The organism is Saccharothrix obliqua (assembly GCF_019375475.1).
Classification (GTDB): Bacteria; Actinomycetota; Actinomycetes; order Mycobacteriales; family Pseudonocardiaceae; genus Actinosynnema; species Actinosynnema obliqua.
Map to the genome: position 1 here is coordinate 151,063 of NZ_JAHXGQ010000004.1, position 20,259 is coordinate 171,321.

Below are 20,259 nucleotides of genomic sequence, written 5' to 3' on the forward strand. Positions count from 1 at the left end.
ACTTGCCGTGCCGGAGAGGTATCGACGGGATCACGAAAAGGTACTTCGGCATCCGAGAAGGGTGCATATCGAGCTGTGTTCGACACCGTGCCCGGTCGGACGGCTCGGGATTCCCGCCCGCCCCGAAACGCATGTGCAGCCGCACGGGCGGATGCACGACCGCCACCCTCCGCCGGTGATCTGCGAAAGCCAATTCCGAGGAATTTGATGCGGGATCGCCCGGTGCCGGCGCCTACCCGCGCAGCCGCCGGGCCAGGTCCCGGACCGTCGGGTGCGCGAACAGGTCCGCCATGGTCAACGCCGGGTCGATCTCGCGGACCACGCGCAACGCCTTCATCGAGTCGCCCCCGAGCGCGAAGAAGTCCGCGTCCCGGCCGATCTCGGCGACACCCAGGTGGTCCCGCCACACGGCCGCGATGTGCTCCTCCACCTCGTCCGCCGGCGACTCGCCGCCCGCGGACCACACCGGGGCGGGCAGGGCGCGCCGGTCGACCTTGCCGTTCGGGCTCAGTGGCAGGCGGTCCACGGGCACCACCACCGCGGGCACCAGGTAGCGCGGCAGCACGGCCGCCAGCTCGGCACGCACCCCCGCCGGGTCGAACGCACCCACCGCGTACCCGACCAGCCGCCGGTCGCCGGTCGGGTCGGTGGCCGCCGCGACCACCACGTCCGGGGTGCCGAGCACCCGCCGCAACGCCGCCTCCACCTCGCCCAGCTCGACCCGCAACCCGTTGACCTTCACCTGGAAGTCCAAGCGCCCCAGCAGTTCGAGCCGACCGTCCGGCCGGTACCGGACCAGGTCGCCGGTCCGGTACAGCCGCTCCCGCACCGGTCCCCACGACCACGTCACGAACTTCTCGGCGGTCAGCTCCGGCTGTCCGAGGTAGCCGCGCGCGAGCCCGACGCCCGCCAGGTGCAGCTCGCCGGGCACGCCGACCGGCACCGGCCGCATCCGCTCGTCGAGCACGTACACGCGCTGGTTCGCCATCGGCCGCCCGTACGGGATGGACGTCCACGCCGGGTCGACGCGCTCCACCTCGTACAGCGTGGTGTGGATGGACGACTCGGTGGCCCCGCCCATCACGACCACCCGCGCGCCGGGCGCGTGCCGGCGCAACCGGTCCGGCAGCGACACGGCCACCCAGTCGCCACCGAGCAGCACCAGCCGCACCGCGGGCAGCGGCCCGGCCAGGCGTTCCAGCACGAGTTCCAGCAGTGCGGGCGCGGAGTTCCACACGGTGATCGACCGGTCGACCAGCTCACGCGCCCACGTCGCCGGGTCCGCGTCGGTCAGCACCAGCGTCCCGCCCGCGATGGTCATGCCCAGCAGCTCGTACACGGACATGTCGAAACTCGGCGACGACAGGCCCAGCACGCGGTCACCGGGACCGACCGCGTAGCGGGTGTTGAGGTCCACCAGGTTGTTCAGCACGCCCCGGTGCCGCAGGGCGATGCCCTTGGGCGCGCCGGTCGAACCGGACGTGAAGATCACGTAGCACAGGTCGTCCGGCCCGGCGCCGCCGTCGAGGTCGGTGTCCGGACCGGGCAACGGGTCGCGGTCCAGCAGCACGGTCGGCGTGCCGGGCAGGTCGACGGCCAAGTCGGTGCGGGTCACCAGCACCGCCAGGTCCGCGCCGCGCCCCATCCCGGCCAGCCGGGCGGGCGGGTAGCCCGGGTCGAGCGGCACGTACGCGCCGCCCGCCTTCAGCACGCCGAGCACCGCCACCAGCAGGTCCGGCGACCGGTCCAGGCCCAGTCCGACCCGCACGTCCGGACCGACGCCGAGGCCGCGCAACCGGCGCGCGAGGCGGTTGGCGGCCCGGTTCACCTCGTCGTAGGTCCACGCCCGGTCGCCCCGGACCACGGCGGCGGCGTCCGGCTGGGCGGCGGCACGCGCCTCGAAGCGGTGGTGGACGCAGCCCTCCGGCACGGGTGCCGCGGTGTCGTTCCACGCCACCAGCAGCAGCCGCTGCTCGGCGGGCGTGGGCAGCGCGCCGTCCGGGTCGTCCAGCAGCACGCCCAGGTGGCCGAGCAGGCGGCGGATCGTGCCCTCGTCGAACAGGTCCGCGTCGTAGCGGGCGGTCAGGTCGTCGCCGACCACGACCGTCAACTCGCGCCGCGCGCCGTCGTCGGCGGTGAGCAGCACGCACTCCTCGTACGTCACCTCGGTCCGGCCGGTGTAGCGGCGCAGGAGTTCCGCGAACGCCTCCGCGAAGCGGGTCACCGGGTGGCCGCCGGGTCGGGGCACGCGGACCACGGCCGTGCGGCGCACCGGGCGGGGCACGCGGGCCCGGTCGGTCGGCAGCAGCGTGCTCACACGCCCACCTCCAGCGGGTAGAACGGCAGCGGGAACTCCGCGCACAACGCGGCGACCTCGGCCCGGACGCGGGCGCGCACCTCGCCGTCGAAGCGGTCGCGGGCGACCGCGGCGAGCACCACGTGCACCAGTTCCGCGCACCGCGCCATCTCCGCCGGACCCATGCCGCGTCGCGCCACGACGTTCGTGCCCAGCCGCAGGCCGCTCGCCACCAGCGGCGGCCGGGTGTCGCCGGGCACGCGGTTGCGGTTGGCCAGGATGCCGCAGCCCTCCAGCGCCCGTTCCGCGACGACACCGGTCACGCCGTGCGGGCGGAGGTCGAGCAGCACCAGGTGGTTGTCGGTGCCGCCGGTGAGCACCCGGTGGCCGCGCTCGACGAGCCCGGCGGCCAGCGCGCGTGCGTCGGCGGCCACGCGGCGTGCCCAGGACCGGAAGTCGGGCCGCAGCGCGAGGTCGAGGGCACGTGCCTTGGCGGCGATCGCGCCCGGGTTGGGCGTGCCCTGGGTGCGCGGGAACACGCTGCGCTGCATCAGCTCCGCCAGCGTGCCCGTGCCGCCCGGTCCGGGGCGGTCGTGCTCGACGCCGCTCATGATCAGGCCGCCGCGCGGACCGCCGAGCTGCTTGTAGGTGCTGGTCGTGGTCACGTGGGCGATGTCGATCGGGCTGGGGTGCTCGCCCGCCGCGACCAGCCCGGCGACGTGCGAGATGTCGGCCACCAGGTACGCGCCGACCGAGTCCGCGATCGCCCGGAACCGCCGGTAGTCCAACGCACGCGGGTACGAACTCGCGCCCGCTACGACCACGGCGGGTCGGTGCGCGCGCGCCAGTTCCGCGACCTGGTCGTAGTCGATCAGCCCGCCCGCCAGTCCGTAGTGGACGGCGCGGAAGTGCCGCCCGGTGACGGACGCGGGCGCGCCGTGCGTGAGGTGCCCGCCCGCGTCCAGGTCCATGCCGAGCAGCACACCGCCCGGTGGCAGCAGGCCGACCAGCACGGCCAGGTTCGCCGAGGAGCACGAGTGCGGCTGCGCGTTGGCGTACCGCGCGCCGAACACCGCCTTGGCGCGGGCCACGGCCAAGCGCTCCACCACGTCGAACCGCGCCGCGCCGGGGTGGTACCGCGCGCCGGGGTAGCCCTCGGCGGTCACGTTGTTCAGCACCGCGCCCGCCGCCGCCAGCACCGACGGGTCGGCGAGGCTCGCGTGCGCCACCAGCGCGAGGGTGTCGTGCTGCGCGCGCACCTCGGCCGCCAGCGCGCCCGCCAGCTCCGGGTCTTCGTCCACGAGGTTCACAGCAGGTCCTCGACCGTCTTCCACAGCAGCGGGAACGCCTCGGTGAAGTACATGTGCCCGCCGGGCAGCTCCAGCAGCGCGAACCGCTCCGACGTGTGGTCGGCCCACTCCCGACTGGCCGCGGCGCTCACCATCACGTCGTCCGCGCCGCGCAGGGCCGTGATCGGCGTCGGCAGCGGGCGCGTGGTCGGCCGGTAGTCCTCCAGCAGCACCATGTCCGCCCGCAGCACGGGCAGCAGCAGCTCCCGCAGGTCCGGGTCGCGCAACGCCTCGTGGTCGTACCCGATCATGTCCCGCACGCCCGCGGCCAGCTGGTCGTCGTCCAGCCCGGACACCGGCATCCGCCCGACCACGCGGGGCGGCGCGAGCGCGCCGCTGACCACCAGGTGACGGGGTGGCGCGCCCCGCGCCACCAGCACGTGCGCCGTCTCGTAGGCGAGGACCGCGCCGAAGCTGTGGCCGAACAACGCGAACGGCTCACCCCCCGCCGCCGCCAGCACCCGTGCCGCGGTGCCCTCGGCGGCACGCGTCATCGTCGGGTAGAAGTCCTCCACGAACAGCTCTTCCCGGCCGGGCAGCTGGACGGGCGTGATGCGGACGGCCCCCGAGCCGTGGTCCCGCCACGGCCGGTAGACGCTCGCTCCCGCGCCCGCGTGGGGCAGGCACATGATCCTCGTCGGCATCGCTCATCCCTCCGGTCGGGTGGTCAGGTCGGCGAGCGCCCGGTGGAACGCGCCGGCCAGCTCGTCCAGCCGCGTCGCCCAGAACGACCGCGAGACGGCCTGCGCCCGACCCGGCCACGCCTCGCCCTCGTCACGCAGCTCCAGCAGCAGCTCGTGCTGGAGGCCGCGTTGCGGCGCGGGCACCGACCGCAGCACCGCCGGTCCCGCCGGGTGCCGGGCCCGGGTCCAGCTCTGGAACGCGAAGGACGCCTGGTGCACCGGCATCCGCCTGCCACGCGCGGGCCGGGCCGCGGCCACGATCCGGTCGAACGGCAACGCGGCGTGCCCGAGCGCGGCGACGACCGCGTCCCACACCGCGGCCACCACGTCCGGCCGCGCCGGGTCGCGGAACCGGATGGGCAGCGTGTTCAGCGCGCAGCACACCTCGTCCTCCGCACCCCGCTCGCGCACCGACACCGCGGTGCCCACGCAGAAGTCCGTGACGCCACCGACTTCGGCCAACGCCCGCCCGTACGCGGCGAACACGACCGCGAACGGCGAGCACGCCAATCGCCGCGCCGTGGCACGCACGCGGGCCACGGTGTCGGGCGCGCAATCCACGGGCACCGACACCAGCACGTCGTCGGCCAGTTCCCGCAACCCGAGTTCGACACCGCCGTCCGGCAGGTCGCCCGCGCCCGCGAGCGCGTCCCGCCAGTAGGCGGCCAGTTCCGCCTCCTCCGCCGGCGACGGGCCGCTGACCGGCGACCGGCCGCGCACCGGCAGCACCGGGTCCGCACCGGCCAGCGCCGCGCCGTACGCGGTGGCGAGGTCGGCGGTGAACACCTCCTCGGACAACCCGTCGAACACGCCGTGGTGCACGGCGAGGTGGAGGTCCGCGCCGTGCCGGTCCGGCACCAGGGCAGCCCGGAACACCTCGCCCTCCGCCAGGTCGAACGGCCGCGCGGCCAGCCCGGCCGCCGCCTCGTCCGGCCCGGTGCCCGGCGGCAGCACGCGCACCGGGTCGGCGGGCGCCGGGCGGACCGACCTCACCAGCTCGCCGCCCACGACGGCGAACGCCGTGCGCAACGCCTCGTGCCGGGCCAGCACGGCGGCCACCGCGGCACGCAGCTCCGGCTCCCGCACCGGTCCGTCCACCCGAACCCGGCCGAACGCGACGGCGGCGAGCGCGCCGGGCCGGATCCGCTCGGCCAACCAGAACCGCCGCTCGGCGGGCGACGCGGGTGTCACGGCGTCACCTCACCGTGTACCCGGCGTCGACGGTGAGCACCGCGCCCGTGACGTGCCGGGCCTCGTCGGAGGCCAGCCACACCGCGGCTGCGGCCACGTCGGTCGGCTCGACCAGCGCGTTCATCGGCTGGTTCGCCAGGAACGCCGCCTCGTGCTCGGCCACCGGCACGTCGAGGCTGCGGGCGATCTCGGACAGCATCCGCCCCTCCACCGCCGGGTCGTCGCGGATGTTGCCCGGGCACACCGCGTTGACCCGCACCCGCAGCGGCGCGAGGTCCAGCGCGGTCGCCTTGGTGAGGCCGACCAGCCCGTGCTTCGCCGCCACGTACCCGGCGAAGTGCCGGTAGCCCACCAGGCCGGCCGTGGACGCGATGTTGACCACGCTGCCCGACCGGCGGTCCACCATGGCCGGGGTGAACGCGGTGGTCACCCGCCACGCGCCGCTGAGGTCGACGTCGAGCATCAGCAGCCACTCGTCCTCGGTGATCTCGTGCGCGGGTTTCCCGGACGGCGCGGCGATGCCCGCGTTGTTCACCACCGCGTCGACCACGCCGAACCGGTCGAGGGCGGTGTCCGCGAGCCGCCGCAGCGCGGCGAGGTCACGCACGTCGGCGACCGCCGCCACCACCTCGCCGCCGTGCTCGCGGCACAGGTCGGCGGTGTGCTCCAACTGGCTCTCCGTGCCCAGCGGGTACGGCACGCCCGGCACGTCCGCCGCCACGTCCACCAGCACCACGTCCGCGCCCTCGGCCGCGAACGCCACCGCGCACGCGCGCCCGACGCCACGCGCCGCGCCGGTCACCACGGCCACCTTGCCCCGCAGCCGATCCGTCACAACCGCGCCCCCTCGTCCAGTTCCCGCAGCGACTTGAGCCGCAGCGCCACCACCACCAGCGCCAGGTAGACCACGGCGAACCCGAGCAGCGAGTACCGCAGCCCGACCAGTTCCACCGACCACCCGGCGGACAGCACGCCCAGCGGCACCGACGCGAACGCCACCGCGCCGGTCAACCCGAACACCCGCCCCTGGAGCCCTTCCGGCACCCGTTCCTGCATGACCGTCGCGAGCAGCGGGTTCAGCGGCCCGCCGGCGAGGCCCACCAGGAACGTCAACGCCGCCATCGCGGGCACGCCCGGCAGGTAGACCATCAGCACCCGCAGCAGGGCGACCGCGGCGAAGCAGCCGATGAACGTCGCGTACCGGTTCCTCAGCACGTTGCGGCTCGCGGGCGCGTACGCCAACGTGCCGATGACCGCGCCGACCCCACCGGCCGCGAGCAGCCAGCCCAGTGCCCGCACGTCACCCGCGACCTCCGTGGCGTACACCGGCAGCAGCACCGGCGCGAACGCGTCGTCCACGAAGTTCGTCACCACGAGCACCGCCAGGATCGCGCCGATCACCGGTGTCGCGGCGACGAACGCGAAACCGTCCCGGAGCTGCCGCGCGAACCCGGCACGCGGCGTGGCCGGGCGTTCGGTGGCGGGCACGCCGAGGAAGGTCAGCAGGGACGCCAGCAGGAAGCTGCCCGCGTCCAGGTACAGGGTCGGCGCGGGCCCGGTCACCGCGACCAGCGCGGCGGCCAGCGGCGGGCCGAGCACCAGCGCCAGCCGCTGCGCCGAGTGGTGCACCGTGTTCGCGGTCTCCCGGCGCACACCGGCGGCCTCGGCGAGCGGCGCGAGCTGGCTCAACCGGGCCGTGCCGGCGGGCGTCGCGGCCAGCGAGCGGCCGAACAGCAACGCCAGCAGCACCGGCATCGGCAACCCGACCGTGCCGTGCAGCAGCGGCACCAGCACCATGCACACCCCGGCCGCGAGGTCGGACAGCACGCCCACGCGCCGCCCGCCGAACCGGTCGACCAGGACGCCGCCGGCCGCGCCCGCGAACACCAGCGGCAGCGTGTTGGCGAACCCGGCCAGGCCGGTCTGGAGCGAACTCCCGGTCTCCTGCAAGACGTACAGCGGCACGGCGACGACCGTGACGGCGTTGCCGAACCACGACAGGTAGTTGGCGGTCAGCAGGACGATCAGCGGACGCCTCACCCGGCCGCCCGCCGGGCCCGGCTCAGCTCGGCGGACAACTCGTCCATCCGCGCGTCGGACAACGCCGTCTCGCCGGGCGCCGCGTCGACGGCCGAGACCACCGCGGTGAACGCCTCCGCCGCGCGGTCCGCCACCTCCCGCACCAGGTCCGCCCGCACCGCGCGGGGGCTGTACCGCCAGCGGAACACCACGCGGTCCGGCGCCACCGCCACCACCACGTCCACGTCGGCGGTGCGCGTGAACGCGTCGTTGCCGGTCGGCCCGATCTCCCGCACCCGGCGGAACGGTCCCGGGTCCGCGCCGAGCGCGCCCACGTAGTTGACGCTCACCGCCGGGTGCACCGGCGGCAGTTCCCCGGCGGCACGCAGGAGCCCGTAGCCCTTGCCGCCGTCCGGCACGGCCCGCAGCGCGGCGGCGACCACCGCCGGGTCGTCGGACGGCACGTGCAGCGGGTAGGAGCAGGCGTGGTAACCGACCGAGCGGGCGCCGTCCCAGTACGGCAGCGCCGCCACCGGCTCCCGCCCCAGCGCGACCACGGTCAGCACCACGTCCTCCGTCAACGGCCGCAACGCCCGCGCCACCGCCGTGAGCGCTTCCGCCTGGTACGTGCCTGGTGTGGTGAGCGGTGCGGTCGACTCGACCTCCACCACGTCGCCCTGGAGCGTCGGTTCGCCGGTCGACCACGCGACCGGGCGCACCGCCTGCTGCCGCGTGCGCCAGTAGTCCGCCTGGGGCGCGGCCGACACCGCGCGCAGCGCGGCGGCGTGGGCGAGCGGGTCGACGGGTTCGGCGGGCAGCGGCTCCCCGGCGTACGCGCGGGCCAGGTCGTCCACCACGACGTCCCACGACAGCCCGTCGATCACCAGGTGGGCGGCGGTCAGCACGACCCGGTCGCCGGCGAGCGCGGCGGCGAACAGCGGTCCCGAGGCGATGTCGAACCCGGCCCGCTGCCGGTGCGCGACCTCGTCCGGCCCGTCACCGGTCACCAGCCAGCCCCAGCGGTCGCCCCGGTGCGCGGTCCACCGGCCGTCGTGCCGGAACGTGGTGGTGAGACCGGGGTGCGCGGCGACGACCGCCGCGACGGCGTCCCGCAGGCGGTCCGCGTCCACGGGTCCGCCGGGGTCGAGGACCAGGGTGTGCGCCCACCGCTCGACCGCGGGCATCCCGGCGGTCAGCAACAGCTCCTGCTCCGGACCGGCGGGCGCGCTGTCCGGCGTGCTCCGGGGCGCGGCGCCGGTCCGGTCGGCCCGCGGCAGCGCGGCCAGGCCGGCGAGCGTCGGGTGGGTGAACACGTCCCGCACGGTCGCGGTGAAACCCGCCGCGCGCAGCCGGTTGGTCAGCTTCACGGCCAGCACCGACGTGCCGCCGACGTCGAAGAACGTGTCGTCCGGCGCCGCGTCGGGCAGGTCGAGCGCTTCGCACCACGCCTGCCGCGCCCGTGCCAGCCGGTCCTCGTCGGGGGCTTCGGCGGTGCGGGCGGACAACACGGACGGCGCGCTCGCCACCGGCACGGCGCGCGGGCGCAGGGGTGTGCCCGGCTCGCGCGTGAACACGTCCACCAGGGTCAGCAGCCGACGCGCCAGCCGGTCCACCGTGGCCGGGCGGAACAACGCGGTGCGGTACTCGAACCGGCCGTACATCAGGTCGCCCGCCCGCCACCAGCCGACCGTGAGGTCCATCGGCGACACGCCGTCCCGCACGCCGTTGGCGTACACCTCCGCGCCGGGCACGTGGAAGATCGTGTCGTCGAAGTCCAGCACCAGGTGCATGGTCTGCAACAACGGGTACCGGGTGGCCGAGCGGTCCGGCGACACCGCCGACACGATCTCCGCGAACGGCACCTCGCGGTGCTCGGCGACCGCGGCCGACGCCGCGGTGGTGGCCCGCAGCACGTCGTCCGGCGTCGGGTCCGCGGGCAGCCGCACCCGGACCGGCACGTTCGTCAGCAGGAACCCGATCAAGTCCCGGCTCTCCGGCCGCGACCGGGTCACGCTGGGCAGCCCGACCACGATGTCCCGCTCGCCGGTCTCCTCGAACAACAACGCCACGTACACCGCGAGCAGCGACGTGGCGAGCGTGGTGCGGCGGTCGCGGGTGTGCTGCCGGAACGCCGCGCCGACCCGCTCGTCCAGCACGAACCGGTGGTGCGCCCCGGCGTGGTCGGCGGTGTCCGGCGAACCGTCGTACGGCAGCGGCAGGGTGGTCGGCGCGCCCGCGAGGTGGTCCCGCCAGAACTCGCGGTGCCGGTGGTCGGCCGCGAACAGCTCACGCTGCCAGTGCGCGAAATCGCCGAACTGCACCGGCAGCTCCGGCACGTCCGGCACGCGGTCCTCCAGCGCGGCCCGGTAGTGCTCCAACAGCTCCCGGTTCAGCCGCACGTAGGACCACTGGTCGGTCACCGAGTGGTGCATCGTCTCGCACACCTGGTGCTCGTCGTCCGCCAGCCGCACGATCCCCAAGCGCAGCAACGGTCCCGTGGTCAGGTCGAACGGCGTGTCCACCTGCTCGGCGACGAACTCGGCGAGCCGCTGCTCGGCGTCCGGCACGCCCCGCAGGTCCAGCCGACGCACCGGCACCGGCGCGTCGGGGCGCACGACCAACTCCGGCCGGCCGTCGTCCACGACGACGACGCTGCGCAGCAGCTCGTGCCGCCGCACCACGGCGTGCGCGGCGTCGATCAGGGCGGCCTCGTCGAACGCGCCCCGGAACCGCAGGCCGAAGCTCAGCGTGTAGGTGGTGCTGCCGGGGTCGAGCTGGTCCAGCAGCCACAGCCGCTCCTGGTCCAGGCCGAGCGGGAACCGGTCACGCGGACCGGGCCTGCGCCGCAGCGGCGGACCGGCCTTCGCGGCGGCGAGCTTCCCGGCCAGCGCGGCGCGTTGCTCGGGCGTGAGGCGGGCCAGGCGGTCGTCGACGCTCACGCCGCACCCCCGACCAGCGCGGTGAGCGCGGGCAGGCCGGCCAGCACCTCGTCGGCGGGCAGTCCGAAGTCCACCAGGCACCCCACTTCGTCCACGTCGGCGGCGGCGAGCCCGGCGAGCACCGACCGCGCCTTGTCCGGTCCACCCAGCAGCGACAGCGGTCCGCGCAGGTAGCTGCGGAACGCCTCCTCCAGCAGCACCTCGTCGGCCGCGCCGCCGGTCTGCCGCCGGAACGCCGCCAGGTAGCGGTGCATCGCGGGCCGCAGCCGGTCCTCCAGGTCGGGCCGGTCGCTGACGTGCGCGTGCACCATCACCACCACGTCGCCGCGACCCGCGTGCCCGCCCTCCCGCCACGCCGCCCGGTACCGGGCGACGTTGTCCCGCAACGCGGGCAGCGTCTGGCCGAGCAGCGCGGTCATCACGCCCGTGCCCAGCCTGCCCGCCTCGGCGAACGTCGCCGGGTTGCCCGCCGCCGTCAGCCACACCGGCAGCTCGGGTTGCACCGGGCGGGGGCTCAGCCGCACCTCCGCCACGCCGCCCGCGGTCGTCGGCAGGCGCGACACCTCGCCACGCCACAGCGACCGCACCCGCTCGACGGTCTCCGACGTGACCACGCGCCGCCGCTCGAAGTCCTCCCGCGCCAGCACGAAGTCGTCCCGGTGCCAGCCGCTCGCGAACGACACGCCGACCCGACCGCCGGACAGGTTGTCCACCAGCGCCCAGTCCTCGGCGATCCGCACCGGGTGGTGCAACGGCGCGGCGACGCTGCCCGCGTGCACCCGCAGCCGCCGGGTGCGTGCCGCCACCGCGGCCGCCAGCACCGCCGGGTTCGGCGAGAAACCGCCGAAGTCGACGAAGTGCCGCTCCGGCAGCCACACCGCGTGCAGCCCGGCGCGGTCGGCGTGCTCGGCGGCACGCAGCACCAGGTCGTAGTAGCGGTCGGCGGGCATGCTGTCCGCGCTGGCGAAGAAGTACAGGCTCAGCCGGGCGGGCGGCGGGCCCGCGGTGGCCTTCGCCCGCAGCTCCGCGCGCAGGCGAGCCCGCTCGTCCGGTGACATGGCCCGCAACCGGTCCGCCGGTGTGGTCATCGCCGCGCCTCCTCCTCGGCTTCGAGTTCGTCCAGCAGCCGCAGCAGTTCCGCGTCGTCGCGACGTGTCGAGACGTCCCGCACGCGGTCCACGAAGTCGGCGAGCGTCGAGCACTCGTACAGGTCGTGCAGCCGGACGTCGAGCAGCAGTTCCTCGTTCACCACCGCGACCAGCTGGGCCGCCTGCAACGACGTGCCGCCGAGTGCGAAGAAGTCGTCCTCCAGCCGCAGCGGCGGACCGCCGAACGCGTTCTGCCACACGGTGATCACGCGGGCCGCGAGGTCGTCCGGCGTCACCGGCGGGGCCGCCGGTCCGGCTTCGGCGGTGGTGTCGTCGTCACCGAGCCAGTGCCGCCGCGTCGAGAACGGGTAGGTGGGCAGCGGGACGTGCCGCGCGGGTCCGGTCACCGGCGTCAGGTCGACACCCGCCGTCCAGGCGCGGGCCACCGCCGTCGTGAAGCCGCGCGGTTCCTCGTCACCGGTCGCGCCGCGCCCGCCGAACAGGTCCAGCACCAACGCGTCGACACCCGACCGCCGCAACGCCTGCCGCGCCAGCTTGGTGACCGCGCCGTCCCGGTCCACGCCGACCACCAGGCCCGGCGGCAGCGCGCGCACGCAGTCGGCGAACCGCACCGTCGCCCGCACCTGCCCGCCCCAGTACGCCGGGTCCGTCGCCTGCCCGGCGGTGAGCGCGACGCCGGTCACGTTCGACAGCACCGCCCGCCGCGGCTCGGCCAACCGCACCCCGCGCAGGAAACCGGTGAACTCCTCCGCCGCGGCGGCCATGTCGGCGGAGTGGAACGCGTGCGCGGTGGGCAACCGCCTGGCCTGCACGCCACGGGACCGGCAACGCTCCTCGAACTCCGCGACGGCGTCCGGTCGCCCGCCCAGGACGGTGTTGTCGGGCGCGTTCAGCACGCAGACGTCCAGCTCACCCGCCAGTTCGCGGGCGTCCTGCTCGCCCAGCCGCACGGCGACCATCACACCGGCGGGCGCGGCGCCCATCAACGCGCCCCGCCGCACCACCGCCCGTGCCGCGTCGGCGAAGTCGAACACCCCGGCGTGCGCGGCGGCCACGAGTTCGCCGACGCTGTGCCCGAGCAGCACGTCCGCCACCAGGCCCCGCTCCGCGAGGACGCGCAACGCCGCCCACTGCACCGCGAACAGCAGCGGTTGGACGACCTCGGTGCGGCCGAGGCGCGGGTCGTCCGGCGCCCAGTCGGCGAAGTCGTGCAGCACCGGGCCGGCCGCGTCGCGCACCGCGTCGGCGGCTTCGGCGAACACCGCGCGGAACGGCCCGTGACGCAGCATCCCCGCGCCCGCGACCCGCCCGCCCTGGCCGGGCAGCACCACGGCGACCGGGGGTTCCGCCACCGCCCGCCGCACCCCGTCCGGCCGAGCGAGCGCGGCACGCAACGCGTCCCGGTCCCGCGCCACACCGGCCCACCGCCACCCGAGCTGCCGCCGACCGCGCCACAGCGCCGAAGCCACGTCCGGCAACGGCGACCGGTCCTCCGCGAGGAACGCGGCGAGGCGGTGCGCCTGCTCGCGCACGGCTTCCTCGGTCGCGGCGGACAACACCACCACGGCCTCGCCTTCCCCCGACTCCTCCACCGAGCCGGGACCTTCGGACGCCGCCCCCGGTTCGTCCGCGGACAAGGCAGCCGGCGCGGGCTCGGCAGGCACGGCGGACAACACGACGTGGGCGTTCGTCCCGCCGAGCCCGAACGAGCTGACCGCCGCGCGGCGCGGCAGGGTGTCCGGCCACGGCAGCACCTCGCGCGGCACGTGCAAGCCCGCGCCGGGCTCCACGTCCGGCCCGTCGCCGTCCTGGCGCGGTGTCGGGGGCAGCACCCCGTGGTGCAGCGCCAGCACCGCCTTCACCAACCCGACGACGCCCGCGGCGGTGTCGGTGTGGCCCACGTTGGCCTTCACCGAGCCCAGCGCGCTGCCCCGGTACACCTCGGCCAGCGCGGACAGCTCGACCTGGTCGCCGAGCGCGGTGCCGGTGCCGTGCGCCTCCACGAACCCGACGTCCGACCCGGACAGCCCGGCCACCTCCAACGCCTCCCGCAGCACGGCCGCCTGCCCGCGCGGACTCGGCGCGACCAGGTTCATCCGGTCCGCGCCGTCGTTGTTCACCGCCGTGCCGACGATGTGGGCGAGCACCGGCTCCACCCCGACGTCCTCGGCACGCCGCAGCACCACGACCCCCGCCCCGCTCGCGGGCACGGTGCCCGTGCTCCCGGTGGTGAAGGGCCGGCAGAACCCGTCCGCCGACGTGATGCCCCCTTCGACCGGCGTGTACCGCCCGCTCAGCGGTAGCTGCACCGTGACACCGCCCGCGATCGCCACGTCGCACTCGTAGGTCGCCAACGCCCGCACGGCCTGGTGCACCGCCACCAACGACGACGAGCACGCGGTCTGCACCGTCATGCTCGGCCCGGTGAACCCCAGCCGGTAGGACAGCGCGGTCGCCAGGAAGTCGCGGTCGTTGCCCAGCCGGACCTGCTGCGAACCCAGCGCACGCACCACGTCCCCCGCGGGCAGCACGTTGCGGTGCAGGTAGGTGTCCGGGCCGCAGCCCGCGAACACGCCCACCGCGTCCGACGACCGCGTGGTGTCCAACCCGGCCCGCTCCAACGCCTCCCACACCAGTTCGGCGAGCACCCGGTGCTGCGGGTCGGTGGCGGCGGCGTGCGCGGGTGGCAGCCCGAACAGGTCGGCGTCGAACTCCCGCACCCGGTCGAGCTGCCCCGCGCGCGGCAGGCCGTCGTCACCCACGCCGGGCAACGACACCCGACCCGCCACCAGGTTCGCCCAGAACTCCTCCGGTGATCCGGCGCCGGGCACCCGGATCGCCAACCCCACCACCGCGATGTTCACGCCCGCTCCCCTCGTCGTGCCCACCCCGCGACCGCCCGCGCCCGTCGCGCGCCCCGGCCCGCGGCCGGTTCCGGCGCGTCGCCCCGCTCCAGGCTCCCGGCCAGCGCCCGCGCCGTGACGTGCCGGAACAGGTCGGCCACCCGCACCCGCGGGTACCGCTCCCGCAACGCGGCCACCACCTGGAGCAGTTGCACCGAGCTGCCACCGAGTTCGAAGAAGGAGCTGTCCACGTCGGACACCTCCCGGCCGAGCACCCGCGCCCACAAGCCCGTCACGACGGCCAATGCCGCGCCGTCCGGCGCACGTGGGGGCGCCAGGTCGGCCGCCCACGCCGCCGCCCGCGCCCGGTCGAGCTTCCCGTGCGCCGTGCGCGGCAGTTCCGCCACCGCGTGGAACGCGACGGGCACCATGGTCGGCGGCAGGAACCGGCGGGCGTGCTCGGCGAGCCCGTCCACCCGGTCCGCCACCACGTAGGCGACCAGCGCGGTCCGGTCGAACGCGGGCACCACCACCGCGCCGCCCACGGCCGGGTGCCGCGTCAGCACGGCCTCCACCTCGCCGGGCTCCACCCGCTGCCCCAGCACCTTGAGCTGCGCGTCGGCCCGGTCCACGAACCGCAGCCCGTGCTCCGGGTCCACCAGCACCTCGTCACCGGTGTCGTAGCCGAACGACCCGTCGGGCAGCGCGTGGAACCGCGTGGCGGTCAGCCCGGGTCGCCGCCAGTAACCCGCGGCCACGCCCGCGCCGGACAGCAGCAGCCGCCCCGGCACACCCACCGGTCGCGGTCGCGAGCGCGAATCCACGACGTGCCAACGCTCTCCGGCCAACGGGTGTCCGATGTGGACAGGTCCACCACCGACCCGCCAGACCGTGGACCACACGGTCGTCTCGGTCGGCCCGTAGCAGTTCCACACCGGTCCCGGCACCAGGCCCGCCAGCCGCGCCGCCAGGTCGTCCGGCAGCGGTTCCCCGCCGACCAGCAGGACACCGAGGCCCCCGAGGAAGTCCCGGCCCGCCGGGTCGGCCGCCAACACCCGCGCCACGGTCGGCGTGCACTGGTACAACGCACCCGGCGCGGACCACCCGGCCACCCGCTGGTGGTCGGTCAGCAACACGGTCCGCCCACGTGCCAACGGCCACAGCAGTTCCAGCACGCTGATGTCGAACGACAGGGCGGTGGCCGCGACCACGTGCTCCGGGAGATCCGGCACCACCAGGTCGAACGCGGCGAGCAGGGCGGCGACGTTGCCGTGCCGCACCACGACACCCTTGGGCAGCCCGGTCGACCCGGACGTGTAGACCACGTACGCGGCCATGCCGCCGGTGACGACGGGCAGCTCCGCCGGCACGGGTTCGGGTCGCACCGGCACCACCGGCACACCGTCCACACCGTCCACACCGGAACCGACGACGACCGCCAACGCCGCGTCGGACGCCATGTGCCGCAAGCGCTCCGGCGGGTTGTCCGGCGGCAGCGGCACGTACGCCGCGCCCGCCCGCAACACCCCGAGCACCGCGACCACGAGGTCCACCGCGCGCGGTAACGCCACCCCGACCCGGTCGCCCGGCCGCACGCCCGCCGCCACCAGCGCCCGCGCCAGCACGTCGGCCGCCGCCGACAACTCGCCGTAGGTCAACGCCGAGGCGCCGTCCCGCACGGCGATCACGTCGGGTGCGCCACCCAGCTCCGTGACCGGCCGCGTCGGCGGCAGCGGCGGCCCGGCGGCGAGGCGGTCGAGCACCACGCGGTCCGGTCCGAGCACGTCCACATCACCGGCTGCGGCGCGGGCCACGGCGTCGGCGAACCGGCGCGCCACCGGCCCGGCCACCAGGTCGGCCCGGTACTCCACCACCAGCTCCGGTCCCGGGGCCAGCGTGACGGACAGGTCGTACTCGGCGTCCCGGGGCGGTGGACCGGGCACGACCTCCCAGCGGACACCGCCCACCTCGACCGCCGCCGCCGGACCGACCTCGGTGCACAGCACGCGGGTCAACGCACGCCGCACGCCGTCCGCCGACGCCAGGTCCAGGATCTCCTCCAGCGGGAGCGCGGCGTGCTCCACCGCGTCCAGCACGCCGTCCAACGCCTGGTCCAACACCGTCGCCGGGTCCGCCACCCGCAGCCGCACCGGCACCGTGTTCTGGAAGCACGCCACGGTCTCGCCGTCCCGCGGGCCGCGCCCGTCCACGGCGACCGCCACCAGCACGTCGTCCGCGTCGGCGTAGCGGCCGAGGACGATCCCCAGCGCCGCGACCACCTGCATGAACGGCGAAGCACCCGTCTCCAGGGCCGTGGCGCGCAGGTGTTCCCCCGGCAACGGCACCCGCACCGAACCCCGGGTCGGGTCGCCACCGGGACCGGTGTGCGGCACGGCCGTGTCGTGCTCCGGCAGGTCGGCCAGCGCCGCCGCCCAGTGCGCCCGCGCCCGCGCGAGGTCCGGTGGCGGACCGCCGGCGTGGACCACCGGTGACTCCCCGGCGTACGCGGAAGCCAGGTGCCGCAACAGGATCGCCGTGGAGGGCGCGTCGAACACCGCGTGGTGCACGGACACCACGAGGTCCGTCCGCTCCGGACCGACGAACGCCGCGACCGAGCACAGCGGGCCCGCGCCGTGCGTGAACGGGCGGCGCGGCACGTCCGCCACGTGGTGCGGCCCGACGCGGCGGACCTCCACCGGCACGTCGTCCACCGGGTGCGCCCGCGCCTCCAGCCCGACGCCCACGTGCAGCGAGGTGCGCAACGCCGGGTGCGCCGCCAGCACCGCGCGCACCGCGTCCGCCACCCGGTCCGGGTCCAGCGCGCCGTGTGCCACCACGTGCTTGACCAGCGTGCGGGTGTCACCGCCGTCGCGCTGGTCGAGCAGGTAGAACCGGGTCTGCGCGGCGGAAGCGGGCGTCACGACGCGCTCCCCCGCAACACGCGGGCCAGCCGGCGCACGGTCGAGTGCCGGAAGATGTCGCGCAACCGCACGGTCGCGAACCCGGACTCGCGGAGCGCCGCGTTCAGCCGCACCGCGAGCAGCGAGTTGCCGCCGAGTTCGAAGAAGTTGTCGTCCGGACCGACCGGCACGCCCATCAGCCGCTCCCAGATGGCCCGCACGCGGGCCTCCACGCCGTCCTCCGGGACCGGTGCGGCGGTCTCCGCGACCACCGGGCCGGGCGCGGGCAGGCGGGCGACGTCCAGCTTCCCGTTGGCGGTCAACGGCAACGCGCCCACCTCGGTGACGGTCGCGGGCACCAGGTGGGCGGGCAGCCGCTCCACCAGGCGTGCCCGCAGGTCCGGCGCGGGCGCCGAGGTCACCGCGTATGCGTCCAGCCGCACGGCCGCCGAGTCGGCGGACCGCCGGACCACGACCGCCGCCGCCGTCACGCGCGGGTCGGCCAGCAACGCGAACCGGATCTCGCCCGGCTCGATCCGGTGCCCGCGGACCTTCACCTGGTCGTCCAGGCGGCCCAGGTGCAGCAGCCGGCCGTCGTCCAGGTAGCGGCCCCGGTCGCCGCTGCGGTACCGGCCGCCCGCGAACCGCTCGGCGGTCAGCTCCGGCCGGTGCAGGTACCCGAGCGCGACCCCGAGCCCCCCGACGTGGATCTCACCCGCCACGCCCGGCGGCACGAGCCGGCCGCGCGGGTCGCGCACGTGCAGTTCCCAGCCGGGCAGCGGGCGGCCGACCGGCGCGGGACCGGCCAGCGCGTCGGCCCGCGTCACGTCGTGCCACGTGCAGTGCACGGTCGTCTCGGTGATGCCGTACATGTTGACCACCCGGCACCGCCGTCGCGGGTAGGCGTCCAGCCACGGCAGCACCAGCCGGGCGTCCAGCGCCTCGCCGCCGAACACCAGCAACCGCACCGAGAGGTCGTCACCGGGGTCGAGCTGGGCGAACGCCGACGGCGTCTGGTTGAGCACGGTCACCCGCTCCCGGGCGAGCAGCGCGTGGAACTCGTCGGGGTCGCGTGCCGTCCAGTGCGGCACCACGACCAGCCGCCCGCCGGTCAGCAGGCAGCCCCACACCTCCCACACCGAGAAGTCGAAGGCGAAGGAGTGGAACAGCGTCCACACGTCGTCCGGGCCGAGCCCGAAGCCGTCGGCGGCGGCCAGCAGCGCGGCGACGTTGCGGTGCGGCACCACGACGCCCTTCGGCCGCCCGGTGGAACCGGACGTGTAGATCACGTAGGCGGCGTCGCCGGCGGCCGGTCGGGACAGCTCCGCCGAGCCGCGCGCGGACGGCGGCACCGAGGTCGCGTCCGGCACGTCGCCGACCACCACGCGCAGACCGCTGTCGGCGGTCACGAACGCCGTGCGCTCCGCCGGGTAGTCGGGGTCCAGCGGCACGTACGCCGCGCCCGCCTTGAGGACCGCGAGCAACGCGACCACCAGGTCCGGTCCGCGCTCCAGCCGGACGCCGACCCGCGTGCCCGGTTCGACACCGGCGTCGACCAGGGCGCGGGCCAGACCCGTGGACCGGTCGTCCAGCTCGGCGTAGGTGAGGGACGTGTCGCCGGCCGTCACCGCCACCCGGTCCGGCCCGGCGGCCACGCGTGCGGCGAACAGCTCGGTGATCGTGGTGTCGGGCGCGTCCCGGTGCGCGCCGCGCCCGGACGCCAGCACGGCGTCCATGTCCGCGCGCGCCATGGTGGGCACGGCGTGCGTCGGCGTGCCGGGGTCGTCGGCGAACGCCGCCAGCACGACGTCGAGGCAGCGCAGGAACCGCTCGGCGGCGGGTCGCCCGACCACCGAGGTCTGGAACCGCAGCAGGGCGTGCGCGCCGCCGTCCGGTTCCTCGCCCAGGTAGAGGGTGAGCGGGAACTGCGCCGCGCCCAGGTCCACGTCCGTGCGCCCGGTGCGCGGCACCACCACGCAGCGCGGCGCGTGGTCGGTGACGGCGGACAGCGGGATGTCGGCCGTGCGGTACGCGGCCAGGCAGCGGTCGTGCGCGGCACGCAGGAAGTCGCCGAGGGACTGGTCCTCGTCCACCGCGACCGGCACGGCCACGGTCGCGCCGAAGTAGCCGATGGTGTCGGCGTGCCGCGCCGACCGGCGGGACACGTTGGTGCCCAGGACCGGGTTCGCGGCGCCGGTCCAGCGGGCCAGCACCAGGGCCGCCGCGCCGAGCACCGCCGAGTGCGGCGTGACGCCCAGCGCGGCGGCGGACCGCCGCACCCCGCGCCACGTCGGCGCGGGCACGCGCAGGTCGGCCCGGTCGCCGGGACCGCCGGGCACGCCCTGGCCCCAGTCCAGCGGCAAGTCCAGGTCGGCGGCACGCAGCCGCTCCCGCACCGCCGCCACCCGGTCCGGGTCCGGCGGCGCCAGGCGCTCGGTCCACCGCCGGTAGGTCTCCGCGGGCTCCGGCCGCTCACCCGCCAGCAGCCACCGCGCCATCAGCTCGGTGGACCGCTCGTCGGTGACCAGGTGGTGCGCCACCAGCACGAGGTCGGCCGCGCCGTCCGGGTAACGCAGCAGCACGGCGCGCAGCAGCGGGCCGCGGTGCGGCGCGAACGGGCGCGCGCACTCCTGGCGGATCGCCGAGCGGTCCGGCGCGTCCCGCACGTGCAGCACCGGTGGGCGGGCCGGTGCCCAGCAGCCGTCCGCCGTGACGCGTGCGGCGAGCAGCGGGTGGGCCGCCGCCAGCGCCGCGAGGCGGCGCGCCGGCTCGGCCGGGTCCAGGTCCGGCGGCACGGCGTGCACGGACGCCGAGTGGTAGGCGGTGACGTGGTCGGCGGTCTGGTCGGCGACGTACAGCTCCGCCTGGTTGGGCGCGAGCGGCCAGTGACCCGACATGGCTCTCCCCCGGGGTTGTGCGATCGGTGGGCC

General features: G+C 76.0%; 11 protein-coding genes. All 11 read right to left on the reverse strand.

The window, feature by feature from the left end; all coding sequences use genetic code 11:
* Positions 1-232 precede the first annotated feature (232 nt).
* The 11 genes from KZQ38_RS14155 to KZQ38_RS14205 are packed head-to-tail and all read right to left on the reverse strand — an operon-like array spanning position 233 to position 20,226.
* The gene (locus KZQ38_RS14155) at positions 233-2,317 is read right to left on the reverse strand and encodes a non-ribosomal peptide synthetase (protein WP_219442121.1); all 2,085 of its coding nucleotides are present in this window, start codon (positions 2,315-2,317) and stop codon (positions 233-235) included.
* Positions 2,314-3,606, reverse strand: a complete 1,293-nt coding sequence (gene glyA, locus KZQ38_RS14160; protein ID WP_219442123.1) for a serine hydroxymethyltransferase — start codon at positions 3,604-3,606, stop codon at positions 2,314-2,316. Before glyA ends, KZQ38_RS14155 begins: the two co-directional genes overlap by 4 nt.
* On the reverse strand, positions 3,603-4,289 hold the full coding sequence (locus KZQ38_RS14165; protein WP_219442125.1) for a thioesterase II family protein: 687 nt from the start codon (positions 4,287-4,289) through the stop codon (positions 3,603-3,605). Before KZQ38_RS14165 ends, glyA begins: the two co-directional genes overlap by 4 nt.
* A gap of 3 nt (positions 4,290-4,292) precedes the next feature.
* Positions 4,293-5,519: a condensation domain-containing protein gene (locus KZQ38_RS14170; protein ID WP_219442127.1), complete on the reverse strand. Its 1,227-nt coding sequence runs from the start codon at positions 5,517-5,519 to the stop codon at positions 4,293-4,295.
* Positions 5,520-5,523: 4 nt separating this feature from the next.
* The gene (locus tag KZQ38_RS14175) at positions 5,524-6,354 is read right to left on the reverse strand and encodes an SDR family oxidoreductase (RefSeq protein ID WP_219442130.1); all 831 of its coding nucleotides are present in this window, start codon (positions 6,352-6,354) and stop codon (positions 5,524-5,526) included.
* Positions 6,351-7,559: an MFS transporter gene (locus tag KZQ38_RS14180; protein ID WP_219442132.1), complete on the reverse strand. Its 1,209-nt coding sequence runs from the start codon at positions 7,557-7,559 to the stop codon at positions 6,351-6,353. Before KZQ38_RS14180 ends, KZQ38_RS14175 begins: the two co-directional genes overlap by 4 nt.
* Complete coding sequence (locus KZQ38_RS14185) at positions 7,556-10,477, reverse strand: condensation domain-containing protein (protein WP_219442134.1); 2,922 nt, start codon at positions 10,475-10,477, stop codon at positions 7,556-7,558. The genes KZQ38_RS14180 and KZQ38_RS14185 overlap by 4 nt, the downstream gene beginning before the upstream one ends.
* A complete protein-coding gene (locus tag KZQ38_RS14190; protein ID WP_257901411.1) occupies positions 10,474-11,565 on the reverse strand; it encodes a MupA/Atu3671 family FMN-dependent luciferase-like monooxygenase in 1,092 nt (363 codons plus the stop codon). The genes KZQ38_RS14185 and KZQ38_RS14190 overlap by 4 nt, the downstream gene beginning before the upstream one ends.
* Entirely contained in the window at positions 11,562-14,450 is a 2,889-nt protein-coding gene (locus tag KZQ38_RS37085; RefSeq protein WP_219442136.1) for a type I polyketide synthase, read from the reverse strand. Before KZQ38_RS37085 ends, KZQ38_RS14190 begins: the two co-directional genes overlap by 4 nt.
* Entirely contained in the window at positions 14,447-17,350 is a 2,904-nt protein-coding gene (locus tag KZQ38_RS14200) for an amino acid adenylation domain-containing protein (protein ID WP_219442138.1), read from the reverse strand. Before KZQ38_RS14200 ends, KZQ38_RS37085 begins: the two co-directional genes overlap by 4 nt.
* Positions 17,347-20,226 (reverse strand): non-ribosomal peptide synthetase, encoded by a 2,880-nt coding sequence (locus KZQ38_RS14205; RefSeq protein WP_219442141.1) that lies wholly within the window; start codon positions 20,224-20,226, stop codon positions 17,347-17,349. Before KZQ38_RS14205 ends, KZQ38_RS14200 begins: the two co-directional genes overlap by 4 nt.
* Between the last annotated feature and the right edge of the window lie 33 nt (positions 20,227-20,259).

Bases quoted from the DNA above. Each gene is read 5' to 3' on its own strand.
- KZQ38_RS14165 (WP_219442125.1), bottom strand. From the start codon at position 4,289: ATGCCGACGAGGATCATGTGCCTGCCCCACGCGGGCGCGGGAGCGAGC.
- KZQ38_RS14190 (WP_257901411.1), bottom strand. From the start codon at position 11,565: ATGACCACACCGGCGGACCGGTTGCGGGCCATGTCACCGGACGAGCGG.
- KZQ38_RS14205 (WP_219442141.1), bottom strand. From the start codon at position 20,226: ATGTCGGGTCACTGGCCGCTCGCGCCCAACCAGGCGGAGCTGTACGTC.